At 69.0% G+C, this 18,228-nt stretch carries 18 protein-coding genes; 11 read left to right on the top strand and 7 right to left on the bottom strand.

Going from position 1 to position 18,228, the window contains the following annotated elements; genetic code table 11:
* Positions 1 to 29: 29 nt before the first annotated feature.
* Positions 30 to 1,010, bottom strand: coding sequence for an EamA family transporter (locus tag MRBLMI13_RS17690; protein WP_367824298.1), 981 nt, complete (start codon positions 1,008 to 1,010; stop codon positions 30 to 32).
* Positions 1,011 to 1,049: 39 nt separating this feature from the next.
* On the opposite strand from MRBLMI13_RS17690, the gene MRBLMI13_RS17695 reads away from it, so the two are divergent.
* The 8 genes from MRBLMI13_RS17695 to MRBLMI13_RS17730 all read left to right on the top strand — a co-directional run bounded on the left by MRBLMI13_RS17695 (position 1,050) and on the right by MRBLMI13_RS17730 (position 8,290).
* Complete coding sequence (locus MRBLMI13_RS17695; protein ID WP_367824300.1) at positions 1,050 to 1,586, top strand: CGNR zinc finger domain-containing protein; 537 nt, start codon at positions 1,050 to 1,052, stop codon at positions 1,584 to 1,586.
* Between the two features lie 181 nt (positions 1,587 to 1,767).
* Entirely contained in the window at positions 1,768 to 2,751 is a 984-nt protein-coding gene (locus tag MRBLMI13_RS17700) for an acetylxylan esterase (RefSeq protein ID WP_367824302.1), read from the top strand.
* Positions 2,752 to 2,986: 235 nt separating this feature from the next.
* On the top strand, positions 2,987 to 3,577 hold the full coding sequence (locus MRBLMI13_RS17705; protein ID WP_367824304.1) for a glucose-6-phosphate isomerase family protein: 591 nt from the start codon (positions 2,987 to 2,989) through the stop codon (positions 3,575 to 3,577).
* 8 nt (positions 3,578 to 3,585) lie between these two features.
* The gene (xylB, locus tag MRBLMI13_RS17710) at positions 3,586 to 5,088 is read left to right on the top strand and encodes a xylulokinase (RefSeq protein ID WP_367824306.1); all 1,503 of its coding nucleotides are present in this window, start codon (positions 3,586 to 3,588) and stop codon (positions 5,086 to 5,088) included.
* Positions 5,088 to 6,044: an NAD(P)-dependent oxidoreductase gene (locus tag MRBLMI13_RS17715; protein ID WP_367824308.1), complete on the top strand. Its 957-nt coding sequence runs from the start codon at positions 5,088 to 5,090 to the stop codon at positions 6,042 to 6,044. The genes xylB and MRBLMI13_RS17715 overlap by 1 nt, the downstream gene beginning before the upstream one ends.
* 11 nt (positions 6,045 to 6,055) lie before the next feature.
* The gene (locus MRBLMI13_RS17720) at positions 6,056 to 7,000 is read left to right on the top strand and encodes a shikimate dehydrogenase family protein (protein ID WP_367824310.1); all 945 of its coding nucleotides are present in this window, start codon (positions 6,056 to 6,058) and stop codon (positions 6,998 to 7,000) included.
* The gene (locus MRBLMI13_RS17725) at positions 7,000 to 7,968 is read left to right on the top strand and encodes a phosphotriesterase family protein (protein WP_367824312.1); all 969 of its coding nucleotides are present in this window, start codon (positions 7,000 to 7,002) and stop codon (positions 7,966 to 7,968) included. The genes MRBLMI13_RS17720 and MRBLMI13_RS17725 overlap by 1 nt, the downstream gene beginning before the upstream one ends.
* 25 nt (positions 7,969 to 7,993) lie before the next feature.
* Positions 7,994 to 8,290, top strand: coding sequence for a putative quinol monooxygenase (locus MRBLMI13_RS17730; RefSeq protein ID WP_367824314.1), 297 nt, complete (start codon positions 7,994 to 7,996; stop codon positions 8,288 to 8,290).
* Between the two features lie 63 nt (positions 8,291 to 8,353).
* Here the strand turns inward: MRBLMI13_RS17730 and MRBLMI13_RS17735 are convergent, their stop codons facing one another.
* The 4 genes from MRBLMI13_RS17735 to MRBLMI13_RS17750 all read right to left on the bottom strand — a co-directional run bounded on the left by MRBLMI13_RS17735 (position 8,354) and on the right by MRBLMI13_RS17750 (position 12,994).
* Positions 8,354 to 9,355: an ABC transporter substrate-binding protein gene (locus MRBLMI13_RS17735; protein WP_042541376.1), complete on the bottom strand. Its 1,002-nt coding sequence runs from the start codon at positions 9,353 to 9,355 to the stop codon at positions 8,354 to 8,356.
* 47 nt (positions 9,356 to 9,402) lie between these two features.
* Positions 9,403 to 10,434, bottom strand: coding sequence for an ABC transporter permease (locus MRBLMI13_RS17740; protein WP_194285966.1), 1,032 nt, complete (start codon positions 10,432 to 10,434; stop codon positions 9,403 to 9,405).
* Positions 10,434 to 11,936 carry a sugar ABC transporter ATP-binding protein gene (locus tag MRBLMI13_RS17745; RefSeq protein ID WP_079113648.1) on the bottom strand — a complete coding sequence of 501 codons (1,503 nt, stop codon included), beginning with the start codon at positions 11,934 to 11,936 and terminating at the stop codon, positions 10,434 to 10,436. Before MRBLMI13_RS17745 ends, MRBLMI13_RS17740 begins: the two co-directional genes overlap by 1 nt.
* A 188-nt stretch (positions 11,937 to 12,124) precedes the next feature.
* Entirely contained in the window at positions 12,125 to 12,994 is an 870-nt protein-coding gene (locus tag MRBLMI13_RS17750) for a sugar phosphate isomerase/epimerase family protein (protein WP_367824317.1), read from the bottom strand.
* 214 nt (positions 12,995 to 13,208) lie between these two features.
* Here MRBLMI13_RS17750 and MRBLMI13_RS17755 point away from each other — a divergent pair, with 214 nt between their 5' ends.
* A complete protein-coding gene (locus MRBLMI13_RS17755; RefSeq protein WP_079113650.1) occupies positions 13,209 to 14,210 on the top strand; it encodes a LacI family DNA-binding transcriptional regulator in 1,002 nt (333 codons plus the stop codon).
* Positions 14,211 to 14,225: 15 nt separating this feature from the next.
* Here the strand turns inward: MRBLMI13_RS17755 and MRBLMI13_RS17760 are convergent, their stop codons facing one another.
* Both MRBLMI13_RS17760 and MRBLMI13_RS17765 read right to left on the bottom strand, forming a co-directional pair.
* Positions 14,226 to 15,191, bottom strand: coding sequence for an aldo/keto reductase (locus MRBLMI13_RS17760; RefSeq protein WP_367824320.1), 966 nt, complete (start codon positions 15,189 to 15,191; stop codon positions 14,226 to 14,228).
* Positions 15,178 to 16,473 carry an L-fuconate dehydratase gene (locus tag MRBLMI13_RS17765; RefSeq protein ID WP_056374434.1) on the bottom strand — a complete coding sequence of 432 codons (1,296 nt, stop codon included), beginning with the start codon at positions 16,471 to 16,473 and terminating at the stop codon, positions 15,178 to 15,180. The genes MRBLMI13_RS17760 and MRBLMI13_RS17765 overlap by 14 nt, the downstream gene beginning before the upstream one ends.
* 133 nt (positions 16,474 to 16,606) lie before the next feature.
* Here MRBLMI13_RS17765 and MRBLMI13_RS17770 point away from each other — a divergent pair, with 133 nt between their 5' ends.
* Positions 16,607 to 17,467: a fumarylacetoacetate hydrolase family protein gene (locus MRBLMI13_RS17770; RefSeq protein ID WP_367824322.1), complete on the top strand. Its 861-nt coding sequence runs from the start codon at positions 16,607 to 16,609 to the stop codon at positions 17,465 to 17,467.
* On the top strand, positions 17,449 to 18,222 hold the full coding sequence (locus MRBLMI13_RS17775) for an SDR family NAD(P)-dependent oxidoreductase (RefSeq protein ID WP_367824324.1): 774 nt from the start codon (positions 17,449 to 17,451) through the stop codon (positions 18,220 to 18,222). Before MRBLMI13_RS17770 ends, MRBLMI13_RS17775 begins: the two co-directional genes overlap by 19 nt.
* The last annotated feature ends 6 nt before the right edge of the window (positions 18,223 to 18,228 follow it).

An 18,228-nucleotide genomic window follows, 5' to 3' on the forward strand; every position in this document is an offset into this window, starting at 1 on the left:
CGACCGCGCACCGGCACCCCCGCGTGTGACTACCGCTGCGGCAGCGCGACGGCATCCGGAACCGGTTCGACGAACTCCGCAGGGCGCGGCTCGCCGAGCTTCACGACCACCACTCCGACGAGCACGAGCGCTCCGCCGAGAGCCTGCAGCAGGTCGGGCAGCTGTCCGAGCAGCAGCCAGCCGAACAGCAGTGCGGCGACGACTTCGGAGAGTGCGACGAAGGATGCGAGGCGCGAGCCCAGCATCCGGGTCGAAGCGATGCCGAGCACGTAGGCGAGGGCAGTGGCGATGAGGCCGATCGCCAGCACCGGCACGAACCACGGCACGGTGCCGAAGCGGTAGGTGATGTCATCGGTCGTCCAGGCGGTGGGCAGGATGCCGACGAGGCCGGCGATCGTGAGAGCGACGGCGCCGAGCAGCAGCCCTCCTCCGGCGAGCGCTATCGGCGGCAGGCCGGTGTCGGCCTTGGCCGAGAGCAGGAAGTACGTCGCGGCGCCGACCATCGCGGCGAGCGCCCAGAGGATGCCGGCGACGTTGACCTCGGCACCGGTGATGATGTCGAGCATCAGCACGAGACCGACGAAGGCGATGGCCGCGCCGATCACACTGCGGCGACTCGGCCGTTCACCCCGCCGGACCCACAGCCAGAGGATGACGGCGATCGGGGCCGTGTACTCGATGAGCAGCGCGAGGCCGACGTCCATCACGGCCACCGCCTGGAAATAGCAGAGCTGCGTGGCGGTGACGGCGAGGAGTCCGTAGGCGGCGACCATGCCCGCGTTCTTCCTGAGCACTCCCCACCGACCCCGGAGCGAGATGATCGTCGGCACGAGCAGCACGAGAGCAGCGACCCAGACCCGCGCGGTCACTGCCGCACCGGGGGTCCATCCCGCGTCGATGAGTCCTCGAGCCCAGGCGCCGGACATCCCGAACGCGAAGGCCGCGCCGATCGCCAGGGGCAGACCGAATCGCACACCCGGCGCAACGATGTCATTTGCAACCTTGCTCATGACAGGTGACGCTACTCTCGCAGGATGTAAGGTGTCAACATGAACTTCACCGATGACACGGAGGAGGCTCTGCGCTCGGCCGTCTGGCTGGTGAACTCGGCAGAGGACCCGGAGACCCTCGAGACGCTCGCCGACTACGACGCCTTCCTCGCCGACTTCCCCTACTCCGGCCGGCTCGACCGGGACGAGGCCGAGCTGGCCTCGCTGCGAGACCTGCGCCCGCGCCTGCGCGCCATGCTGCTCGCGCCCCGCGACGAGATGGCCGAGCACGTCAATGCCGCTCTCGCCGAGGCGCATCTGGCGCCGAGACTGGTGCGCCACGACGGGGTCGACTGGCATCTGCACGCCGTCGCCGACGAACGCCCGCTCGCCGAGCGCGTGCTGATCGAGACCGCCATGGCGCTGATCGACGTCATCCGCGCCGATGAGGGCTCACGCATCTCCATCTGCGCCGACGACACCTGCGAGGCACTCGCCCTCGACCTCTCGCGCAACCGCTCCAAGCGCTTCTGCTCGACGACCTGCACGAACCGCAACGCCGTGGCCGCCTATCGCGCGCGGCGCTCACGCGCCTGAGCCCTGCACCGTGGCCCGACCGGGCCTGAGCCGACGCGCCCTCGGCGTCGTCCGCAGCCCCGCCTGAGATCAGGAGAACCGCGCCGGATCAGGAGGATCTCCGCGGTATGCTCCTGATCTCGGCACACTCTCCTGATCTCGGCACACTCTCCTGATCTCGGCCGGGTAGCCTCGGTGACCGATGAGCATCTCCCCCTCCCCCTACGACATCTGGTTCGCCGACGCCGAGTTCGACGCGAGCTACGGCCACACGCTGAGCGCGCTCCGCGCGATCGCTCCGGTCGCCGCACCCGACGGGTTCGCCGAGCGGTGGCAGGGCTGGCGACACCAGGCGAAGACGGTGGATGCCGCACCCACCGTGCTGTCCGCCGAGACCGTTCACGGCCGACGTGTGTCGGTCATCGAGCATGCGGGAGTCGACGGCACCCGCCTGCGCGCCTGGCTCGTCGAACCCCTCGCCGCCCCGGCGCGGGTCGGGGTCGTGCACAGCCATGGTTACGGCGGACGGGATGCGGTCGACCTCGCTCGCATACCCGACGATGCGGCCGCGATCTTCCCCGTCGCCCGAGGGCTGCCCACGCTGAACACGGGCGTCGGCGCCCCCGCACCCCAGGCCGAGCATGTGCTGGCCGGGATCGAGAGCCCGGACTCGTACGTGCTCGGCCTCTGCGCCCGAGACCTCTGGCTCGCTGCGGATGCGCTCACCACCCTCGTCGGCGCCGTGCCCCTCTATTACGTCGGCGAGAGCTTCGGCGGCGGCATCGGCGCCCTCGCCCTGCCGTGGGACGACCGCTACGTTGGGGCGACCCTCATCGTGCCGAGCTTCGGACAGTACGACGAGCGCCTCGCCGTACATTGCGTCGGCAGCGGGGAGACCGTGCGCGACCACGTCGCCGCGCATCCGGAGGCCCGCGAAGTGCTGCGCCTGTTCGACGCCTCGACGGCCCTCGGCTTCGCCCGCATCCCGGTGCGCGTCGAGGCGGCGCTGTGGGACCCGTACGTGCCGCCGCCCGGACAGTTCGGCGTCGCGAACGCGGCTCGGATGCTCGAACTCGCCGTCCTCCCCGCGGGCCACGCCGAATATCCGGGGGGCGAGGAGGTGGCGGCCGCGGCGATCCGCGACGGCAGGTCCCACCTCGCACGCGCGCTGCGCGCAGCATCCTGAGATCAGGAGAATGCGTCGAGATCAGGATGATTGTCGCCCTTCTCTCCTGATTCGGGTCGATCCTCCTGATCTCGCGTCCCGCCGGCAACGGCCCCGCCACCCGCGCCCACACCCGCGCCCACGCCCGCGCGCTTACCCCGCTCATCCGAGCACTGGACGCCACTTGTCATAACAGGTACACTCGACTTGTCATTACAGGTTGCGCAGCGCCGCAGCACCCGTACGAGGAGCATCGATGCCCCAGTTCCACACCCCTCCGATCTCGCCGATGGCGATCGCGTTCGACGCCGAGAAGCTCACGCTCTCGCCCGAGGGGCCCACGCTCACGCGCCGGATGTCCGACCTCGAGGGCCTGTTCCTCGACGCGGATGCCTGGGCCGCCGCATCCGCCGGCGACGATCCCGTCGTCTACACGGTGACCAGCTCGCCCGTGCCGGAGGCCGACCGGGAGCTGCCGCAGTCGATCACGACGATCATGCCGGGAGACACCTCGGGTGAGCTCTGGATGACCAAGGGGCACCAGCATCCGAACCACCAGGGCGAGATCTACCTCGCGCTGAAGGGCCGCGGCGGTCTGCTCATGTTCGACGGCGAGCGCACCGAGTGGCTCGACATGCTCCCGGGCACCATCGGCTACATCCCGCCCGGATGGGCGCACCGGTCGGTGAACACGGGCGACGAGCCCTATGCGTTCCTCGCGGTGTATCCGGGCGGCGCCGGCCACGACTACGGCTGGGTGCTCGAGCACGGCATGGGCTCCCGGGCGTATCGCTCGGGCGAGGGAGTCGACCTGCGCCCCTATTCCGCGTCCCCCTCCGCGGAATAGGCTCGGCCATGCTGATCGCGCACGACCTCGGCACCACCGGCAACAAGGCGTCCCTCCACCACGACGACGGGCGCCTCGTGACCTCGGTCACGGTTCCCTACCCCGCACACTTCGCCGCCGGCGGCATCGCCGAGCAGGATCCGGCGGACTGGTGGGATGCCGTCGCCTCGGCGACCCGGCAGCTGCTCGCCCGCGCGGGAGTCGCCCCCGAGACCGTCGTCGGCCTCGTCGTCAGCGGCCAGATGATGGGCACCGTGCTGCTCGACGCCCACGGCGAGCCGGTGCGCCCCGCGATCATCTGGGCCGATACGCGCTCGGGTGCGCAGACCCGCGCGCTCGAAGAACGGCTCGGCGCCGCAGACGCGTATCGCGCGCTCGGCCACCGTCTGAACCCGACGTACTCGATCGAGAAGATCATGTGGGTGCGGGACAACGAGCCGGATGTCTGGGCTCGGGTGCGCCACTTCTGCGTGGCCAAGGACTACATCGTCTACCGGCTCACCGGACGCCTCGCGACCGAGCGCTCCGACGCCTCGGGCACGAACGCCTACGACCAGCTGCGCGGCACGTGGTCGGTCGAGGTTCTCGCCGCGGCCGGACTGGACGCCGCGCTCTTCCCCGAGATCCTCGAGTCGACGACCGTCGCCGGAACGCTCACGACCGCATCTGCGGATGCCCTCGGGCTGTCGCCATCGGTCCGCGTGGTCATGGGAGGCGGCGACGGGCCGCTCGCCGCTGTGGGCTCGGGCATCGTCGCCCCCGAAGACGGCGCCTACGTGTGCCTGGGCACGTCGTCGTGGATCTCGTTCGCCAGCCTCACCCCGCTGCACGACCCGCAGATGCGCACCATGACCTTCGACAACGTCGTGCCCGGTTCGTTCGTGCCCACCGCCACCATGCAGGCCGGCGGGGCATCGGTGCAGTGGATCGCCGAGGCGCTCTCGCCCGACCCCGCCCACCCCGACACCGCGCGCCTCACCGCAGAGGCCGGCGGCGACCTCGACACGGAAGACCTGTACTTCCTGCCCTATCTCCTCGGCGAGCGCTCTCCCCTGTGGGATCCGCACGCCCGGGGCGCCTTCGTCGGCATCGGTCGGCACCACACCCGCGCGCACCTCACGCGAGCCGTGCTCGAAGGCGTGGCCTACAACCTGCTCACCTGCATCCAGGCCTTCCGCGAATCCGGAGCCGCGATCGACCGCATCGACGCGGTCGGCGGCGGGGCGCAGAGCGACGCCTGGCTCGGCATCCTCGCCGACGTCTGGGGCGTGCCGATCCGCCGCCGCACGATCGTCGAAGAGGCCAACAGCCTCGGCGCCGCGGTCACCGGTGCGGTCGGGCTCGGGCTCGCGGACTTCTCGGCGGCCAGGGCGCTCAGCGAGGTCACGGCGGAGTTCGCACCGGATGCCGGTCGGCACGCCGCGCACGCGCAGCGGCATGCCCGCTTCGTCGACGCCTACGCGGCCCTCGAGCCGTGGTTCGCCGCCGCGCCGCCGGCCGAGGAGCGCTGATGGGCGTCATCCTCGCCACGAGTCGGTCGTTCTCGGACGGCGATCTCGACCTCGTGGGGCGGGCCACAGCCGCGGGTCACGAGGTCGTCCGCGGACCCGCGCACCACGGTCTCGCCGAGCTCGCGCCCCTGCTCGCGGCAGCCGAGGGGTGGATCGCCGGCACGGGGCCGGTGACCGACGAGCACCTCGCGGCCGCTCCGAACCTCAGGGTCGTCGCCCGCTACGGCGTCGGCACCGAGGCCGTCGATCTCGATGCGGCGCTGCGGCGCGGCATCCCCGTGACCAACACCCCGGGCGCGAACGCGGATGCTGTCGCCGACCACGCCGTCGGCCTCATGCTCGCGGCACTGCGGTTCATCCCCGACGGCGATCGCCGGGTGCGCGCGGGCGACTGGAGCGTGCGACGAGGGCGGGAGCTCGGTGCCGCGACAGTCGGCATCGTCGGCTTCGGACGCATCGGTCAGGGCGTCGCCCGTCGCCTGGGCGGCTTCGGCTCGAGGGTTCTTGCGACCGACCCCTTCCTGCCGGCCGACGTCATCGTCGAGCGCGGCGCCGAGCCGATCGATCTGGACGAGCTGTTCCGCTCGGCCGACCTGATCACCCTGCACGCCCCCGGTGGACAGACGCTGGTCGACGCGGCGCGGCTCGACAGCATCCGACCGGGCCTGATCCTGGTGAACACCGCGCGCCCCGACCTCGTCGACGAGGCGGCCATCGCGGACGCCCTGCGCGACGGCCGTCTCGGTGCATACGCCGCCGACACCCTGAACGGCGACACCGCGGCGAGTGCGAGCCCGCTGCTCGCCGACGACCTCGCAGATCGGGTGACCGTCACCCCGCACCTCGGCGCGCAGACGACCCAGGCCGTCGACAACATGGGCTCGATGTCGCTCGACGACGTGCTCGCCGTGCTCGCAGGGCGCTCCCCCGCCCACCCCGTCTCTCCCCGACTCTGAAGGACCAGGCCATGACCATCACCGAGACTCCCGCCACCACGACCGGCGGCTACATGGGCTTCGTCGGCGTGAGCACCGGCTCGTCGTCGATCATGAAGGTGTTCCCGAAGTGGGCCGAGGTGCTGGGACTCCCCACCGAGAACCTCATCGGGCACGACCTGCCGATGGATGCCACCCCTGAGCAGTACGTCGCGATGGTCGAGCAGATCCGCGACGACCCCCACCACCGCGGCGCCCTCGTCACCACCCACAAGATGAACGTCTTCGCGGCCGCATCCGACCTCTTCGACGAGCTCGACCCGTTCGCCGTCTCGTGCTCCGAGATCTCGAGCATCTCGAAGCGGGGCGATCGTCTGATCGGCCGCGCCAAGGACCCTCTCACGGTCGACCTCGCGCTGAACGACTTCCTCCCGACCGACCACTTCGCCCGCACGGGTGCCGAGGTCGTGATCCTCGGCGCCGGCGGCTCCGGCACGGCCCTGAGCTGGGCGCTGGCCGAGCGCGCGGACGCTCCGGCGAAGATCACCGTCACCGCCCGCGACGACGACAAGCTCGACCACCTGCGCGAGGTGCACCGCCAGCACGGCACCCCCGAGGGCCTGATCACCTACGTGCGCACCGACACGGTGCAGGATGCCGCGGCGATCGTCGCGGCCGCCCCGGCTGGGTCGCTGATCGTGAACGCCACGGGCCTCGGCAAGGACCGCCCCGGGTCGCCGCTGCCCGACGATGTCGTGTTTCCGACCGACGCGTGGGTGTGGGAGTTCAACTACCGCGGGTCGCTGGAGTTCCTGCATCAGGCGCGCGCGCAGCAGACCGAGCGCGCACTGCACGTGATCGACGGCTGGCGCTACTTCATCCACGGCTGGTCGCAGGTCGTCGCCGACGTGTTCGAGATCGACCTCACCCCCGAGATCGTCGAGCGGCTCGCCGAGGCTGCCGAGTCGGTGCGCTGATGCCGGGCATCCGGACAGTGCTCGGCGACGTCGACCCGGCGCAGCTCGGGGCGACGAACTATCACGAGCATCTGTTCCAGATCTCGCCGCTGCTCGTCGGCGACGAGCTCGACGACGAAGACCTGTCGGGTCGCGAGGCCGCGCTGCTGAAGGCCAGCGGATTCACGGCGATGGTCGATGCCACTCCGTTCGGCCTCGGGCGCGACCCCGAGGCCGTAGCGCGCATCAGTGCAGGCACCGGGATGCATGTCGTCGCGACGACGGGGCGCCACCGCGAGGCGCATTACGGTGCGGATCATCCGCTGCAGGTATGGGGCGTCGAGCGCCTCGCCGAGCTCTTCGTCTCCGAGGTGACTCGCGGCATGGTCGTCGACGATGCACTGGTGTTCGAGACGCCCGACGTCCCCCGTGCGGCAGCACCCGATGGCGCCGTGGTGCGCGCCGGGATGCTCAAAGCGGGCGTCGACTACTGGAGCATCAGCCCCTTCGAGCGCACGACGCTGCTCGCGGTCGCCGACGCGCATCGAACGACCGGGGCACCGGTCATGGTGCACCTGGAGTTCTGCACCGCCGCCCACGAGGTGCTCGATCTTCTCGAGGCCGAGGGCGTGGCATCCGATCGTGTCGTGCTCGCGCATGCCGACCGAGACCCGGATGCCGGCCTGCACGCCTCGCTCGCCGAGCGCGGCGCCTATCTGGGATACGACGGCTTCGCCCGCCCGCGCACGAGGTCGGATGCCGAGCTGCTCGCCCTGACCGAGCGGGTCGTCGAGTTCGGCGCCGTCGACCGGGTGCTTCTCGGCGGCGACGTCGCCCGTCGAACCCGGTACATCTCGTACGGCGGAATGCCGGGACTCGCCTACCTCGGCGAGCGCTGCCTCCCGCGGTTGCGGTCGGCGGTGGGCGAGGATGCAGTCGAGAGGATGCTGGTCGCCAACCCCGCGCGTCTGCTCACCCTGTCTGCCTGATCCCCCATCTCCGAGGAGCACTTCCATGGCCGAGCCCACGATCCTGCACGCGATCTTCACCGCGCGCCCCGAGCAGGGCGACAACGTCGCCGCACTGCTGCGCGACTTCGCCGAGATCGTGCGCGCGGAAGAGGGCAACGTCGTGTTCGATGCGACCCGACTGGTCGACGACCCCGACCGCTTCTTCGTCTACGAGGTCTACCGCGACGAGGCCGCCTTCCAGGCGCACCTCGCCGCTCCCGCCGGAGTGCCGTTCAACGAGGCCCTGCAGCAGCTCATCGTCGAGCCCTCGTCGATCCTCACCTTCCTGCGCCGCATCTGACCCCCGCACACGCAGAGAAGCCCCCCGCCCGAAGGCGAGGGGCTTCTCTGTGATCTCAGCGGGTCACTCGTAGAGGACCGCTGCGATGTCCTCGTCCTCGAGGTTGGTGCTGTCGTACCAGTACGAACCCGTGTCGTAGAACTCGTCGACCGAGTCGCCGTTGGCCGCGTCGTAGGCCGCCTGCACGACCTGCTCGCCGATGCCGATCGGGTCCTGCGTGATGGCGCCGGCCATCGTGCCGTCCTTGATCGCGTTGATCTGGGCTGCTCCCGAGTCGAAGCCGACGATCGTGATCTTGCCCTTCTCGAGACCCAGCTCGTTCACGGCGTTGACGACGCCGATGGCCGAGCCCTCGTTGGTGCCGTAGATGCCCTTGAGGTCGGGGTGCGCCGCGATCAGCGTCTTCGCGATGTCGGCCGACTTCAGGTGGTCGCCGTCGCCGTACTGGATGTCGACGATCTCGATGTCGGGGTAGTCCGCCTCGATCTTCTCGACGAAGCCGTCACGACGCTCGACACCGGTCGAGTTGATCTGCGAGTGGCCGACGATCGCGACCTCGCCCGATCCGCCGATCAGGTCGGCCATGTGCTCGGCGGCCAGCGCGCCGGCGACCTTGCTGTCGGTGGCCGAGAGGCTGAGGCCCACGTCGCCGTCGCACGGGGCGTCGAAGTAGACCACGGGGATGTCCTTCGACTTCGCCTGCTCGAGCGGGGCGACGCACGCCTCGGGGTCGAGGGCTGCGTAGGCGATGGCATCCGGGTTCTTGTCGATCGCGGCGGTCAGCATCTCGAGCTGCTGTGCGATCTCGGTCTCGGCCGCGGGGCCTTCGAACGTGATGCGGACACCGAGCTCTTCGGCCTTCTGCTCCGCGCCCTTCTTGACGGCCTGCCAGAACTGGTGCTGGAAGCCCTTCGAGACCATGGCGATGTACATCTCGCCGTCGCCACTGCCTCCGTCGCCGCCGCTGCCTTCTTCGATGACGTCACCGCCGCCGGCACAGCCCGCGAAGACGAGGGCGGATGCGGCCACGAGTGCCGCGAATGCGGTCTTCTTGCCGAATTTCATGGAAACTCCATTGTTCTCTGTGTGGTGGTGGGGGGGATAGGTCTTGGTCAGGTGTGCTGGCGGTTGCGCAGCGAGTCGAGGAACACGGCCAGCAGCACGACGACGCCGACGACGATGTTCTGCCACTCCGTCTGGATCGACATGATGCGCAGACCGTTGACGAGCACGCTCATGATCAGCGCGCCGATCACGGTGCCCAGGATCGACCCGCGCCCGCCGAGCAGCGAGGTGCCGCCGATGATGACGGCCGCGATGGCCTGCAGCTCGTACCCGGTGCCGATCTGCGGCTGTGCCGAGTCGAGACGGGCGGCGATCACGATGCCCGCGATGCCCGTGAAGGCTCCCGCGAACATGTAGATGAAGATCGTCCAGCGTCGCGTGTTGACGCCCGAGAGGCGCGTGGCCTCCTCGTTCGAGCCGATCGCGAAGGTGTACCGGCCCAGGAGCGTCTTCGACAGCACCAGCCAGGCGACGATCGCGAGCGCAGCGGTGATCAGCACGGCGTTCGGGATGCCGGGGATGATCACGCCGAGCGCGATCTTCTTGAAGTCCGGTGCCGAGGTCGAGAAGTAGATCGGCGCAACGTTGGAGATGACGAGGGCGAGGCCTCCGGCGATCATCATCATCGCGAGGGTCGCGATGAACGGGGGCAGCCGCAGGAACGTGATGTTGATGCCGTTCACGAGGCCCATCAGCACACCGGTCGCGATGCCGCCGATCACGCCGAGCCAGACCGGCAGGCCGAGATTGGTGACGATGACACCGGTCATCACGGCGCACAGGGCCATGCCGGTTCCGATCGACAGGTCGATGCCGCCGGTGATGATGACGAACGTCGTGCCGAGGGCGAGGATGCCGATGACCGCGGTCGACAGCAGCACGGTCGCGATGTTGCTGAAGGTGAAGAAGTTCGGGCTGGCGATCGAGAAGAAGATCACGAGCACGATCAGGGTGCCGAATGCGAGGGACTGCTGCACCTGACGCTTCAGGAAGCCGACCACGTCGCGCTTGTCGGTGTTCTCATCGAGAGCCGTCTGGATGATCGTCGTCGTCGACGACCCGTTCTGCGGAGCGCTCATCAGTCTTCCTCTCCGTGGGCTGCGAGTTGCATGATCTTCTCCTGGCTGGCGTCCTCGTTGCGGAGCGTGCCGGTGATGCGCCCGTTCGCGAAGACCGCGATGCGGTTCGCGACGCGGAGGATCTCCGGCAGCTCCGACGAGATGACGATGATGGACTTTCCCTGATCAGCGAGCTGCTGCATCAGGCGGTAGATCTCTTCCTTGGCGCCGACGTCGATTCCTCGCGTCGGCTCGTCGAAGATGAGGATGTCGCAGTCGCGCATCAGCCACCGGGCGATGACGACCTTCTGCTGGTTGCCTCCCGACAGCAGCTTGACGACCTGGTTGACCGAGGGCGTCTTGACGCGCAGCTGCTGGACGTAGTCCTTGGTGCGGTTCTTCGCCTTGCCGTCGCCCATCCAGCCGATCGCGTTGGCATACGACCCGAGTGAGGCGAGCACGGTGTTGAAGGTGACGTCCTGCTCGAGCATCAGCCCGAGCAGCTTGCGGTCCTCCGAGAGGTAGCCGACGCCGTGCTTGACGGCATCCGCCGGCTGAGCGATGCGCACCGGTCGTCCGCCGATCGACACGGTGCCCCCGTCGCGGTGGTCGGCTCCGATGATGGCCCGGGCCGTCTCGGTGCGACCGGCCCCCATGAGACCGGCGAAGCCGAGGATCTCGCCCCGGTGCAGTTGGAACGACACGTCTGTGAGCAGGCTCTTGGTCGAGAGCCCCTGCACATCGAGCACGATCGGATCGTTGGCGTGCTCGCGGGCCTGCGGTCTGGTTCCCTCGTCGATCACGCGGCCGACCATCATCTCGATGATCTTGGGGACGCTCACCTCGGATTTATCCAGTGATCCGATGTATGTGCCGTCACGCAGCACGGTGACCCGGTCGGCGAGGCGCCGCAGCTCGTCCATGCGGTGCGAGATGTAGACGATGCCGGTGCCTGACGCCCGCAGCTGCTCGATCAGCACGAACAGGGTCTCGGTCTCGGAGTCGGTGAGTGCCGACGTGGGCTCGTCCATGATGAGCACCTTGGCGTTGAACGAGAGCGCTTTGGCGATCTCGACCATCTGCTGCTCGGCCACCGTGAGCTCGCCCACGAGCTGCCGCGGGTTCAGTCTGATGTCGAGACGCTGCAGCAGTGCAGCGGTCTGCGCGTTGAGCTTGCGCTCCGACAGGAAGGGACCGGTCGTGGGCTCGCGCCCCACGTAGATGTTCTGCGCCACGGTGAGGTCGGGCATCAGGTTGAGTTCCTGATGGATGATCGTGATGCCGAGCTGCTGCGCCTGCAGGGGGCTGGTGAGCTCGACCTCCCGGCCCTCGAAGGTGATCGTGCCCTCGTCCTTGGTGTAGATCCCCGAGAGGATCTTCATCAGAGTCGACTTGCCCGCGCCGTTCTCGCCCACGAGCACCAGCACTTCGCCGGCCCGCACCTCGAGGTGCACGTCCTTGAGAGCCTGCACACCGGGGAATCCCTTGCTGATCCCCTCGACTCTGAGAATGGGGTCACTCATGTGCTCACCTGCTTCCTTGAAGGTCGTTATGCGATATTCCAGTCGGGCCTGGAAACATCGGATCAATTCTGCGTCCTGCGCCCCACCCTGCGCAAGTTGTATCTAAATGTAACTAAGACGTGTTCAGATGGGAAGACCTGTAATAACAAGTTGACAACGGGTCTGGATCTCGAACGGACTGCGCTGGGTCAGTGCAGCCTGATCGAGTCGACCGCGACGAGCTTGTCGCGGATGTAGGCGTTGGCGTGCGCACCGAGCTCGACGTTGTCGGTCCACAGGTTGCGCCAGATGCCGAGCATCCGGCTGAGGTCGGGGGCGACCACCGCCGAGGAGAACGACTCGAACACGATCGGGCCGTCATAGCCGATGCGCCCCAGCGCCTTGAAGAAGTTGTCGAAGTCGACCGTTCCGGTGCCGAGATAGCCGCGGTGGCTCTCGCCGATGTGCACGTAGCGGAGGGCGGGTGCGGCATCGAGGACCGGCGCGAACATATCCGACTCCTCGATGTTCATGTGGTACGTGTCGAGGTGGATGCCGAGGTTCGGCCGATCGACCTCCGCGAGGTAGGCGAGTGCCTGCCGCGCGGTGTTCAGCACGTTGGTCTCATAGCGGTTCACGACCTCGAGCGAGACCGAGATCCCTCGCTCGGCCGCGTGATCCGCGACGCGGGCGATGGTGCGACGGCTGCTCTCGAGCCCTTCGGTCGTCACCGGGTCCATGTACTTCTGCATCGCGCTGTAGATCACTCCGCAGAAGTGCCGGCCGCCCAGCTCGGCCAGCACATCGACGGCCTTCATCAGCAGCGCCTCCCCCGCGGCGACGACTGCCGGATCAGAACTGGTCACATCCGTCGCCCCCGAGAGACCGAGCGAGGCGCTGACGGCGAGGTCGTGCTCTTCGAGCGCCTCCTTCGCGGCGGCGACATCGAACGTGAACGGATCCATGAGCGGGAACTCGATCAGGTCGAAGCCTGCCGCCTTCGTCTGCTCCACCGAGAGTCGGATGCCGTCGGTATCGAAGTGTCCGGTCCAGACGAGCCCGTGGCATCCGATGTTCATGAGACCTCTCGGAGACGGGTGTGGGGCACCATCGCCTCTGGGATTTGGCACGTGCCAAGTCCGCGTTCAGGTCACGGTACGCGGGGTCGTACGAGGCTGTCAAGAACTTTCTTGGCACGTGCCAACTGCTCGGCTACTGTGGACTCGTCGGTGCCGCGCCGGTGCGCAGTGGCCCCCGCGCACGAGCGCACCGGCGCAGCCGACAAGGAGCTCCATGCCCGCCAGCGTCAAAGATGTCGCCGCCCTCGCCGGGGTCTCCTCCTCGACCGTCTCGAACTACCTCAACCACCCTCACGTGCTGGGCGAATCGAGCGCCGCGAAGGTCCGGGCCGCGATCGAACAGCTCGGCTACGTGCCGAACGAATCCGCACGACAGCTGCGCGCGGGGTCGAGCAAAGCGCTCGCGCTGATCCTCCTCGATGCCTGGCTGCCGTACTTCCACGAGCTCTCGCGCGGTGTCGAGGACGTCGCCCGCGAGGGCGGCTGGTCGCTGTTCTTCAGCAACAGCAACCGCGACGCCGACACCGAGCGTCGCAACATCGACATGTTCGAAGCGCATCGGGTGCAGGGCATCGTGATCTATCCGCTCGAAGACGTGGTGCCCCGGCTCGAGCAGCTCGCCGACCGCGGCATCCGCTCGGTGGTGGTCGGGCCCATCCCCGACTCCCCGACCGTCGGCTCCGTCCTCTTCGACGACCGCGGCGGCGGCCGCCTCGCGGGTGAGCACCTGCTGGCGATCGGACGCCGCCGCATCCTGTTCCTCGGGGCGCCGAGCGTCAGTCAGTCGAACGACCGGCTGCAGGGGCTGCGCGACGCCGTCACCGGCTCGGACGCCACGGTCGAGGTGTTCGACGTGCCGCATCTCACGACGGAAGACGGCCTCGAGGTCGCCGAACGCATCCTCGCGCTCCCTGCAGACGACAGGCCCGACGCGATCTTCGCGGCGAACGACATGGTGGCGATCGGCGTGATGACTCAACTGCTGCGTCACGGCATCCGCGTGCCCGACGAGATCGCGCTCGTCGGCTTCGACGACGTCGCGCAGGCGCATCAGAGCGTCGTGCCGCTGACGAGCGTGCGGCAGCCCGGGTACGAGATCGGACGGGCGGCGGGTGCGGCGCTGATCCGACAGCTCGCCGATCCGGCGGCTGCACTCCCCGCCCCGACGCCGTTCGCCGCCGAGCTCGTCGTCCGCGAGTCGACCGTCGGTCGCTGAGTCCGGTCGCCGTACTCAGGCGGGGATCAGCCCTTCCGCCGCGAGCTCATCCCACAGCGCCGCCGGGATCTCGAGCGCCGCATACTCGGCATTCTGACGAAGCTGCGCCGGCCGACTGCCCCCGACGACCACCGACCGCACGACGTCGGACTGCAGCGGAAACTGGATCGCCGCGGCGGGCAGCGGCACGGCGTGGTCGGCGCACACGCGGGCGATGCGCAGCAGCCGCTCCCACAGCTCGTCGGGCAGCTGACCGTACTCGTAGCGACCGTCACGGCGCGGCTCGCTCGACGCCAGCAGGCCGGAGTTGAACACCGATGCCGCCACGATGCCGGTGCCGGTCTCACGACAGGCGGGCAGCACCTCGGCAGCGGCGGGCTGCTCGAGCAGCGTGTAGCGACCGGCGACCATGATCAGGTCGAGGTCGGCCGAGCGCACCGATGCGGCGAGCGCGTCCGACACCATCGAGCCGATCCCGATCGCCGACACCTGCCCGTCAGAGCGCAGCTGCTCGAGCGCCGGAAGCGCCTCGGCGAGTGCGAGGTCGAGGTCATGCCGCTCGGGGTCGTGCAGGTAGACCAGATCGATCTGCTCGATGCCCAGTCGCTCGCGCGACTCGTCGAGACCGGCGCGGATCCCGTCGTCCGAGAAGTCCCACACGCGCTGCAGGTCGGCGGGCACGTGGAAGTCGTTCGCGGTGTCGAGCCCGCCGTCGTGGTCGGGATTCGGTCGCAGCAGCCGGCCGACCTTCGTCGACAGCACGTACTCCTCACGCGGCTTGGTCTGCAGGAATGCGCCCAGGCGTCGCTCCGAGAGTCCGAGCCCGTAGTGCGGAGCCGTGTCGAAGTAGCGGATGCCGCTGTCCCACGCCGCCTCCAGGATCGCCCACGACTCGTCGTCGCTCAGCGGGCGGAACAGGTTGCCGACGTTCGCCGCCCCGTACCCGAGAGCGGGGACCGCCAGAGCCTCAGACGCCGACATGCTGTCCCTTCCACGTGTAGGCGGCGATGCTCTCGGCCTTCATCTCCATGCCGGAGCCCGGCACAGTCGGCGCCATATACGAGCCGCCCTGGATGTCGGTCGGGATCACGAAGTGCTCGTGCAGGTGATCGACGAACTCGATCATGCGGCCTTCGCGCGTGCCCGTGACGGCGACGAAGTCGAACATCGACAGGTGCTGCACGGCCTCGCACAGGCCGACCCCGCCGGCATGCGGACAGACGGGCACCCCGAACTTCGCCGCGAGCAGCAGGTTGGCGATGTTCTCGTTCACGCCCGCGACGCGCACGGCGTCGATCTGCATGACCGCGATCGCCTCGGCCTGCAGCAGCTGCTTGAAGATGACGCGGTTCTGCGCGTGCTCACCGGTCGCGACGCGGATGGGCGCGACTCCCCTGGCGATCTCGGCGTGACCGAGCACATCGTCGGGGCTGGTCGGCTCCTCGATCCAGGCGGGGTGGAACTCGGCGAGCGCGTTGACCCATTCGATCGCTTCCGACACCTCCCAGCGCTGGTTCGCATCGATCGCGATCGGGAAGTCGGGTCCGCAGACCTCGCGCGCCTTGCGGAAGCGGCGGATGTCGTCGTCGAGGTCGGCGCCGACCTTGAGCTTGATCTGGGTGAAGCCGTCGGCCATCGCCTCGCGGGCGAGCCGCTCGAGCTTCTCGTCGGAGTAGCCGAGCCAGCCGGGGCTCGTCGTGTATCCCGGATACCCGGTGGCCAGCAGCTCTCGTTCGCGCTCGATGCGGCCCGGCTCTGCGGCACGCAGGATCTCGAGCGCGTCCTCGCGCGTGAGCGCATTGGTGAGGTAGCGGAAGTCGACGAGGTCGACCAGCTCCTCCGGCGTCATCCGTGCGAGGAGCTGCCAGAGCGGCAGACCCGCGCGCTTCGCCTTGATGTCCCAGAGCGCGTTGATGACCGCGCCGATCGCCATGTGCATGACGCCCTTCTCGGGCCCCAGCCACCGCAGCTGCGAGTCGCCGATGATGTCGCGGAACGTCGTGCCCATGTCGTCGAGCAGCGGCTCGATCTCGCGCCCGACGAGGTGCCCGGCGAGCGCGTCGATCGCGGCGACCTGCACGTCGTTGCCTCGCCCGATGGTGAAGACGAAGGCGTGGCCGTCGATGCCGTCCTCGGCGTCGGTGCGCACGATCACGTACGCGGCCGAGTAGTCGGGATCGGGATTCATGGCATCCGATCCGTCCAGACTCAGCGACGTGGGGAAGCGGATGTCGGTCGTGTCGAGGGCGACGATGCGGCTCACGGGGTCCTCTCGTGCACGGGGTGGGGATTCGTGCAGATCTCTTGGAGTGTAAACATCCGATGTCTATACTGTCAACGAGACGGGCCTCCATGGCGCGCCCCGCAACACAGAATCCTCAGTGATCAGGAGAGACATGAAGTTCGCACGGCTAGGCACTCCCGGCGCCGAGATCCCCGTCCTCGTCGACGGTGAGCGCTACCTCGATCTGAGGTCGGTGACATCCGATGTCAATGGCGACTTCCTCGCCGGTGACTTCCGCGCGCGGATCGACGCCGCCCTCGCCGCCGACGAGCTCCCCGTGCTCGAGGATGCCGCAGCGATGCGCATCGGAGCGCCGATCGCGCGCCCGAGCGCCGTCATCTGCATCGGCCAGAACTACGCGGCCCACGCCCGCGAGTCGGGCTCCGAGCCGCCGACCGTGCCGATCATGTTCCTGAAGACGCCGAACACGGTCGTAGGTCCGAACGATGCGGTCACGATCCCCCGCGGCAGCGAGAAGACCGACTGGGAGGTCGAGCTCGGCATCGTCATCGGTGCTCGCGCCGCCTACCTGGATTCACCCGACGATGCCGACGCGCACATCGCGGGCTACGTCACGGCGAACGACGTGTCCGAGCGGGCCTTCCAGATGGAGGTCTCCGGAGGGCAGTGGTCGAAGGGCAAGATCGCCCCGGGCTTCAACCCGACCGGCCCGTGGCTGGTCACCCCCGACGAGGTCGACGTCGACAACCTGCGGCTGCGCAGCTGGGTCAACGGCGACGCGCGGCAGGACTCGAACACCGACGACATGATCTTCGACGTGCGCGTGATCGTGCACCACCTGTCGCAGTACGTCACGCTCGAGCCCGGCGACCTGATCCTCACGGGCACCCCGCAGGGCGTCGCGTTCGGCGGCAAGTTCCCGTACCTGAGGGCGGGCGACGTCGTCGAGATCGAGATCGAAGGGCTCGGGCACCAGCGCCAGGAGTTCGTGGCATGGGAGGCACAGAAGTGAGCAACAGACTCGACGGACTGGTCGCGATCGTCACCGGCGGCGCATCAGGAATCGGCGCGGCGGTCGCTGCCCGACTGCACGCCGACGGCGCCCAGATCGCGGTGCTCGATCGCGACACCTCAGGAGCGGATGCCGCGTTCGCCGCGTTCACGGCCGATGTGTCAGACCGCGCATCGGTGGATGCGGCCGTGGCCGCCGTCGCCGAGAGGTTCGGGCGCATCGACATCGTCGTCAACAACGCCGGGGTCGGCGCACAGGGCGACATCAGCGCGAACGACGACGACGAGTGGGCGCGAGTGCTCTCGATCAACGTCACCGGCATCGCCCGCGTCACCTCGGCAGCGCTGCCCTGGCTCAAGAGGTCGCCGAGCGCGGCCGTGTGCAACACGGCATCCATCGCCTCGACCACCGGCCTGCCGCAGCGCGCTCTGTACAGCGCGTCGAAGGGCGCCGTCTCGGCCCTGACGCGCGCCATGGCAGCCGACCACCTGCGCGACGGCATCCGCGTCAACGCCGTGAACCCCGGCACCGCCGACACCCCCTGGGTCGGGCGCCTCCTCGACTCGGCCTCCGACCCGGCCGCCGAGCGTGCCGCGCTCGAGGCCCGCCAGCCGCACGGTCGTCTGGTCTCGCCCGACGAGGTCGCGGCGGCTGTGGCCTACCTCGTGAGCCCCGCCGCGGGTTCGACCACCGGCACGTTCATCGAGGTCGACGGCGGCATGGCGCAGCTGCGCCTCCGCCCCGTCGGCAGCTGAGTCGGC

The sequence above is a fragment of the Microbacterium sp. LMI13-1-1.1 genome (assembly GCF_040815625.1).
Taxonomy (GTDB): domain Bacteria; phylum Actinomycetota; class Actinomycetes; order Actinomycetales; family Microbacteriaceae; genus Microbacterium; species Microbacterium forte.

What these genes read in the sequence shown, in the direction of transcription:
- MRBLMI13_RS17690 (WP_367824298.1), bottom strand. Translation starts at nt 1,010, where the DNA reads ATGAGCAAGGTTGCAAATGACATCGTTGCGCCGGGTGTGCGATTCGGT.
- MRBLMI13_RS17695 (WP_367824300.1), top strand. Translation starts at nt 1,050, where the DNA reads ATGAACTTCACCGATGACACGGAGGAGGCTCTGCGCTCGGCCGTCTGG.
- MRBLMI13_RS17700 (WP_367824302.1), top strand. Translation starts at nt 1,768, where the DNA reads ATGAGCATCTCCCCCTCCCCCTACGACATCTGGTTCGCCGACGCCGAG.
- MRBLMI13_RS17705 (WP_367824304.1), top strand. Translation starts at nt 2,987, where the DNA reads ATGCCCCAGTTCCACACCCCTCCGATCTCGCCGATGGCGATCGCGTTC.
- xylB (WP_367824306.1), top strand. Translation starts at nt 3,586, where the DNA reads ATGCTGATCGCGCACGACCTCGGCACCACCGGCAACAAGGCGTCCCTC.
- MRBLMI13_RS17715 (WP_367824308.1), top strand. Translation starts at nt 5,088, where the DNA reads ATGGGCGTCATCCTCGCCACGAGTCGGTCGTTCTCGGACGGCGATCTC.
- MRBLMI13_RS17720 (WP_367824310.1), top strand. Translation starts at nt 6,056, where the DNA reads ATGACCATCACCGAGACTCCCGCCACCACGACCGGCGGCTACATGGGC.
- MRBLMI13_RS17725 (WP_367824312.1), top strand. Translation starts at nt 7,000, where the DNA reads ATGCCGGGCATCCGGACAGTGCTCGGCGACGTCGACCCGGCGCAGCTC.
- MRBLMI13_RS17730 (WP_367824314.1), top strand. Translation starts at nt 7,994, where the DNA reads ATGGCCGAGCCCACGATCCTGCACGCGATCTTCACCGCGCGCCCCGAG.
- MRBLMI13_RS17735 (WP_042541376.1), bottom strand. Translation starts at nt 9,355, where the DNA reads ATGAAATTCGGCAAGAAGACCGCATTCGCGGCACTCGTGGCCGCATCC.
- MRBLMI13_RS17740 (WP_194285966.1), bottom strand. Translation starts at nt 10,434, where the DNA reads ATGAGCGCTCCGCAGAACGGGTCGTCGACGACGACGATCATCCAGACG.
- MRBLMI13_RS17745 (WP_079113648.1), bottom strand. Translation starts at nt 11,936, where the DNA reads ATGAGTGACCCCATTCTCAGAGTCGAGGGGATCAGCAAGGGATTCCCC.
- MRBLMI13_RS17750 (WP_367824317.1), bottom strand. Translation starts at nt 12,994, where the DNA reads ATGAACATCGGATGCCACGGGCTCGTCTGGACCGGACACTTCGATACC.
- MRBLMI13_RS17755 (WP_079113650.1), top strand. Translation starts at nt 13,209, where the DNA reads ATGCCCGCCAGCGTCAAAGATGTCGCCGCCCTCGCCGGGGTCTCCTCC.
- MRBLMI13_RS17760 (WP_367824320.1), bottom strand. Translation starts at nt 15,191, where the DNA reads ATGTCGGCGTCTGAGGCTCTGGCGGTCCCCGCTCTCGGGTACGGGGCG.
- MRBLMI13_RS17770 (WP_367824322.1), top strand. Translation starts at nt 16,607, where the DNA reads ATGAAGTTCGCACGGCTAGGCACTCCCGGCGCCGAGATCCCCGTCCTC.
- MRBLMI13_RS17775 (WP_367824324.1), top strand. Translation starts at nt 17,449, where the DNA reads ATGGGAGGCACAGAAGTGAGCAACAGACTCGACGGACTGGTCGCGATC.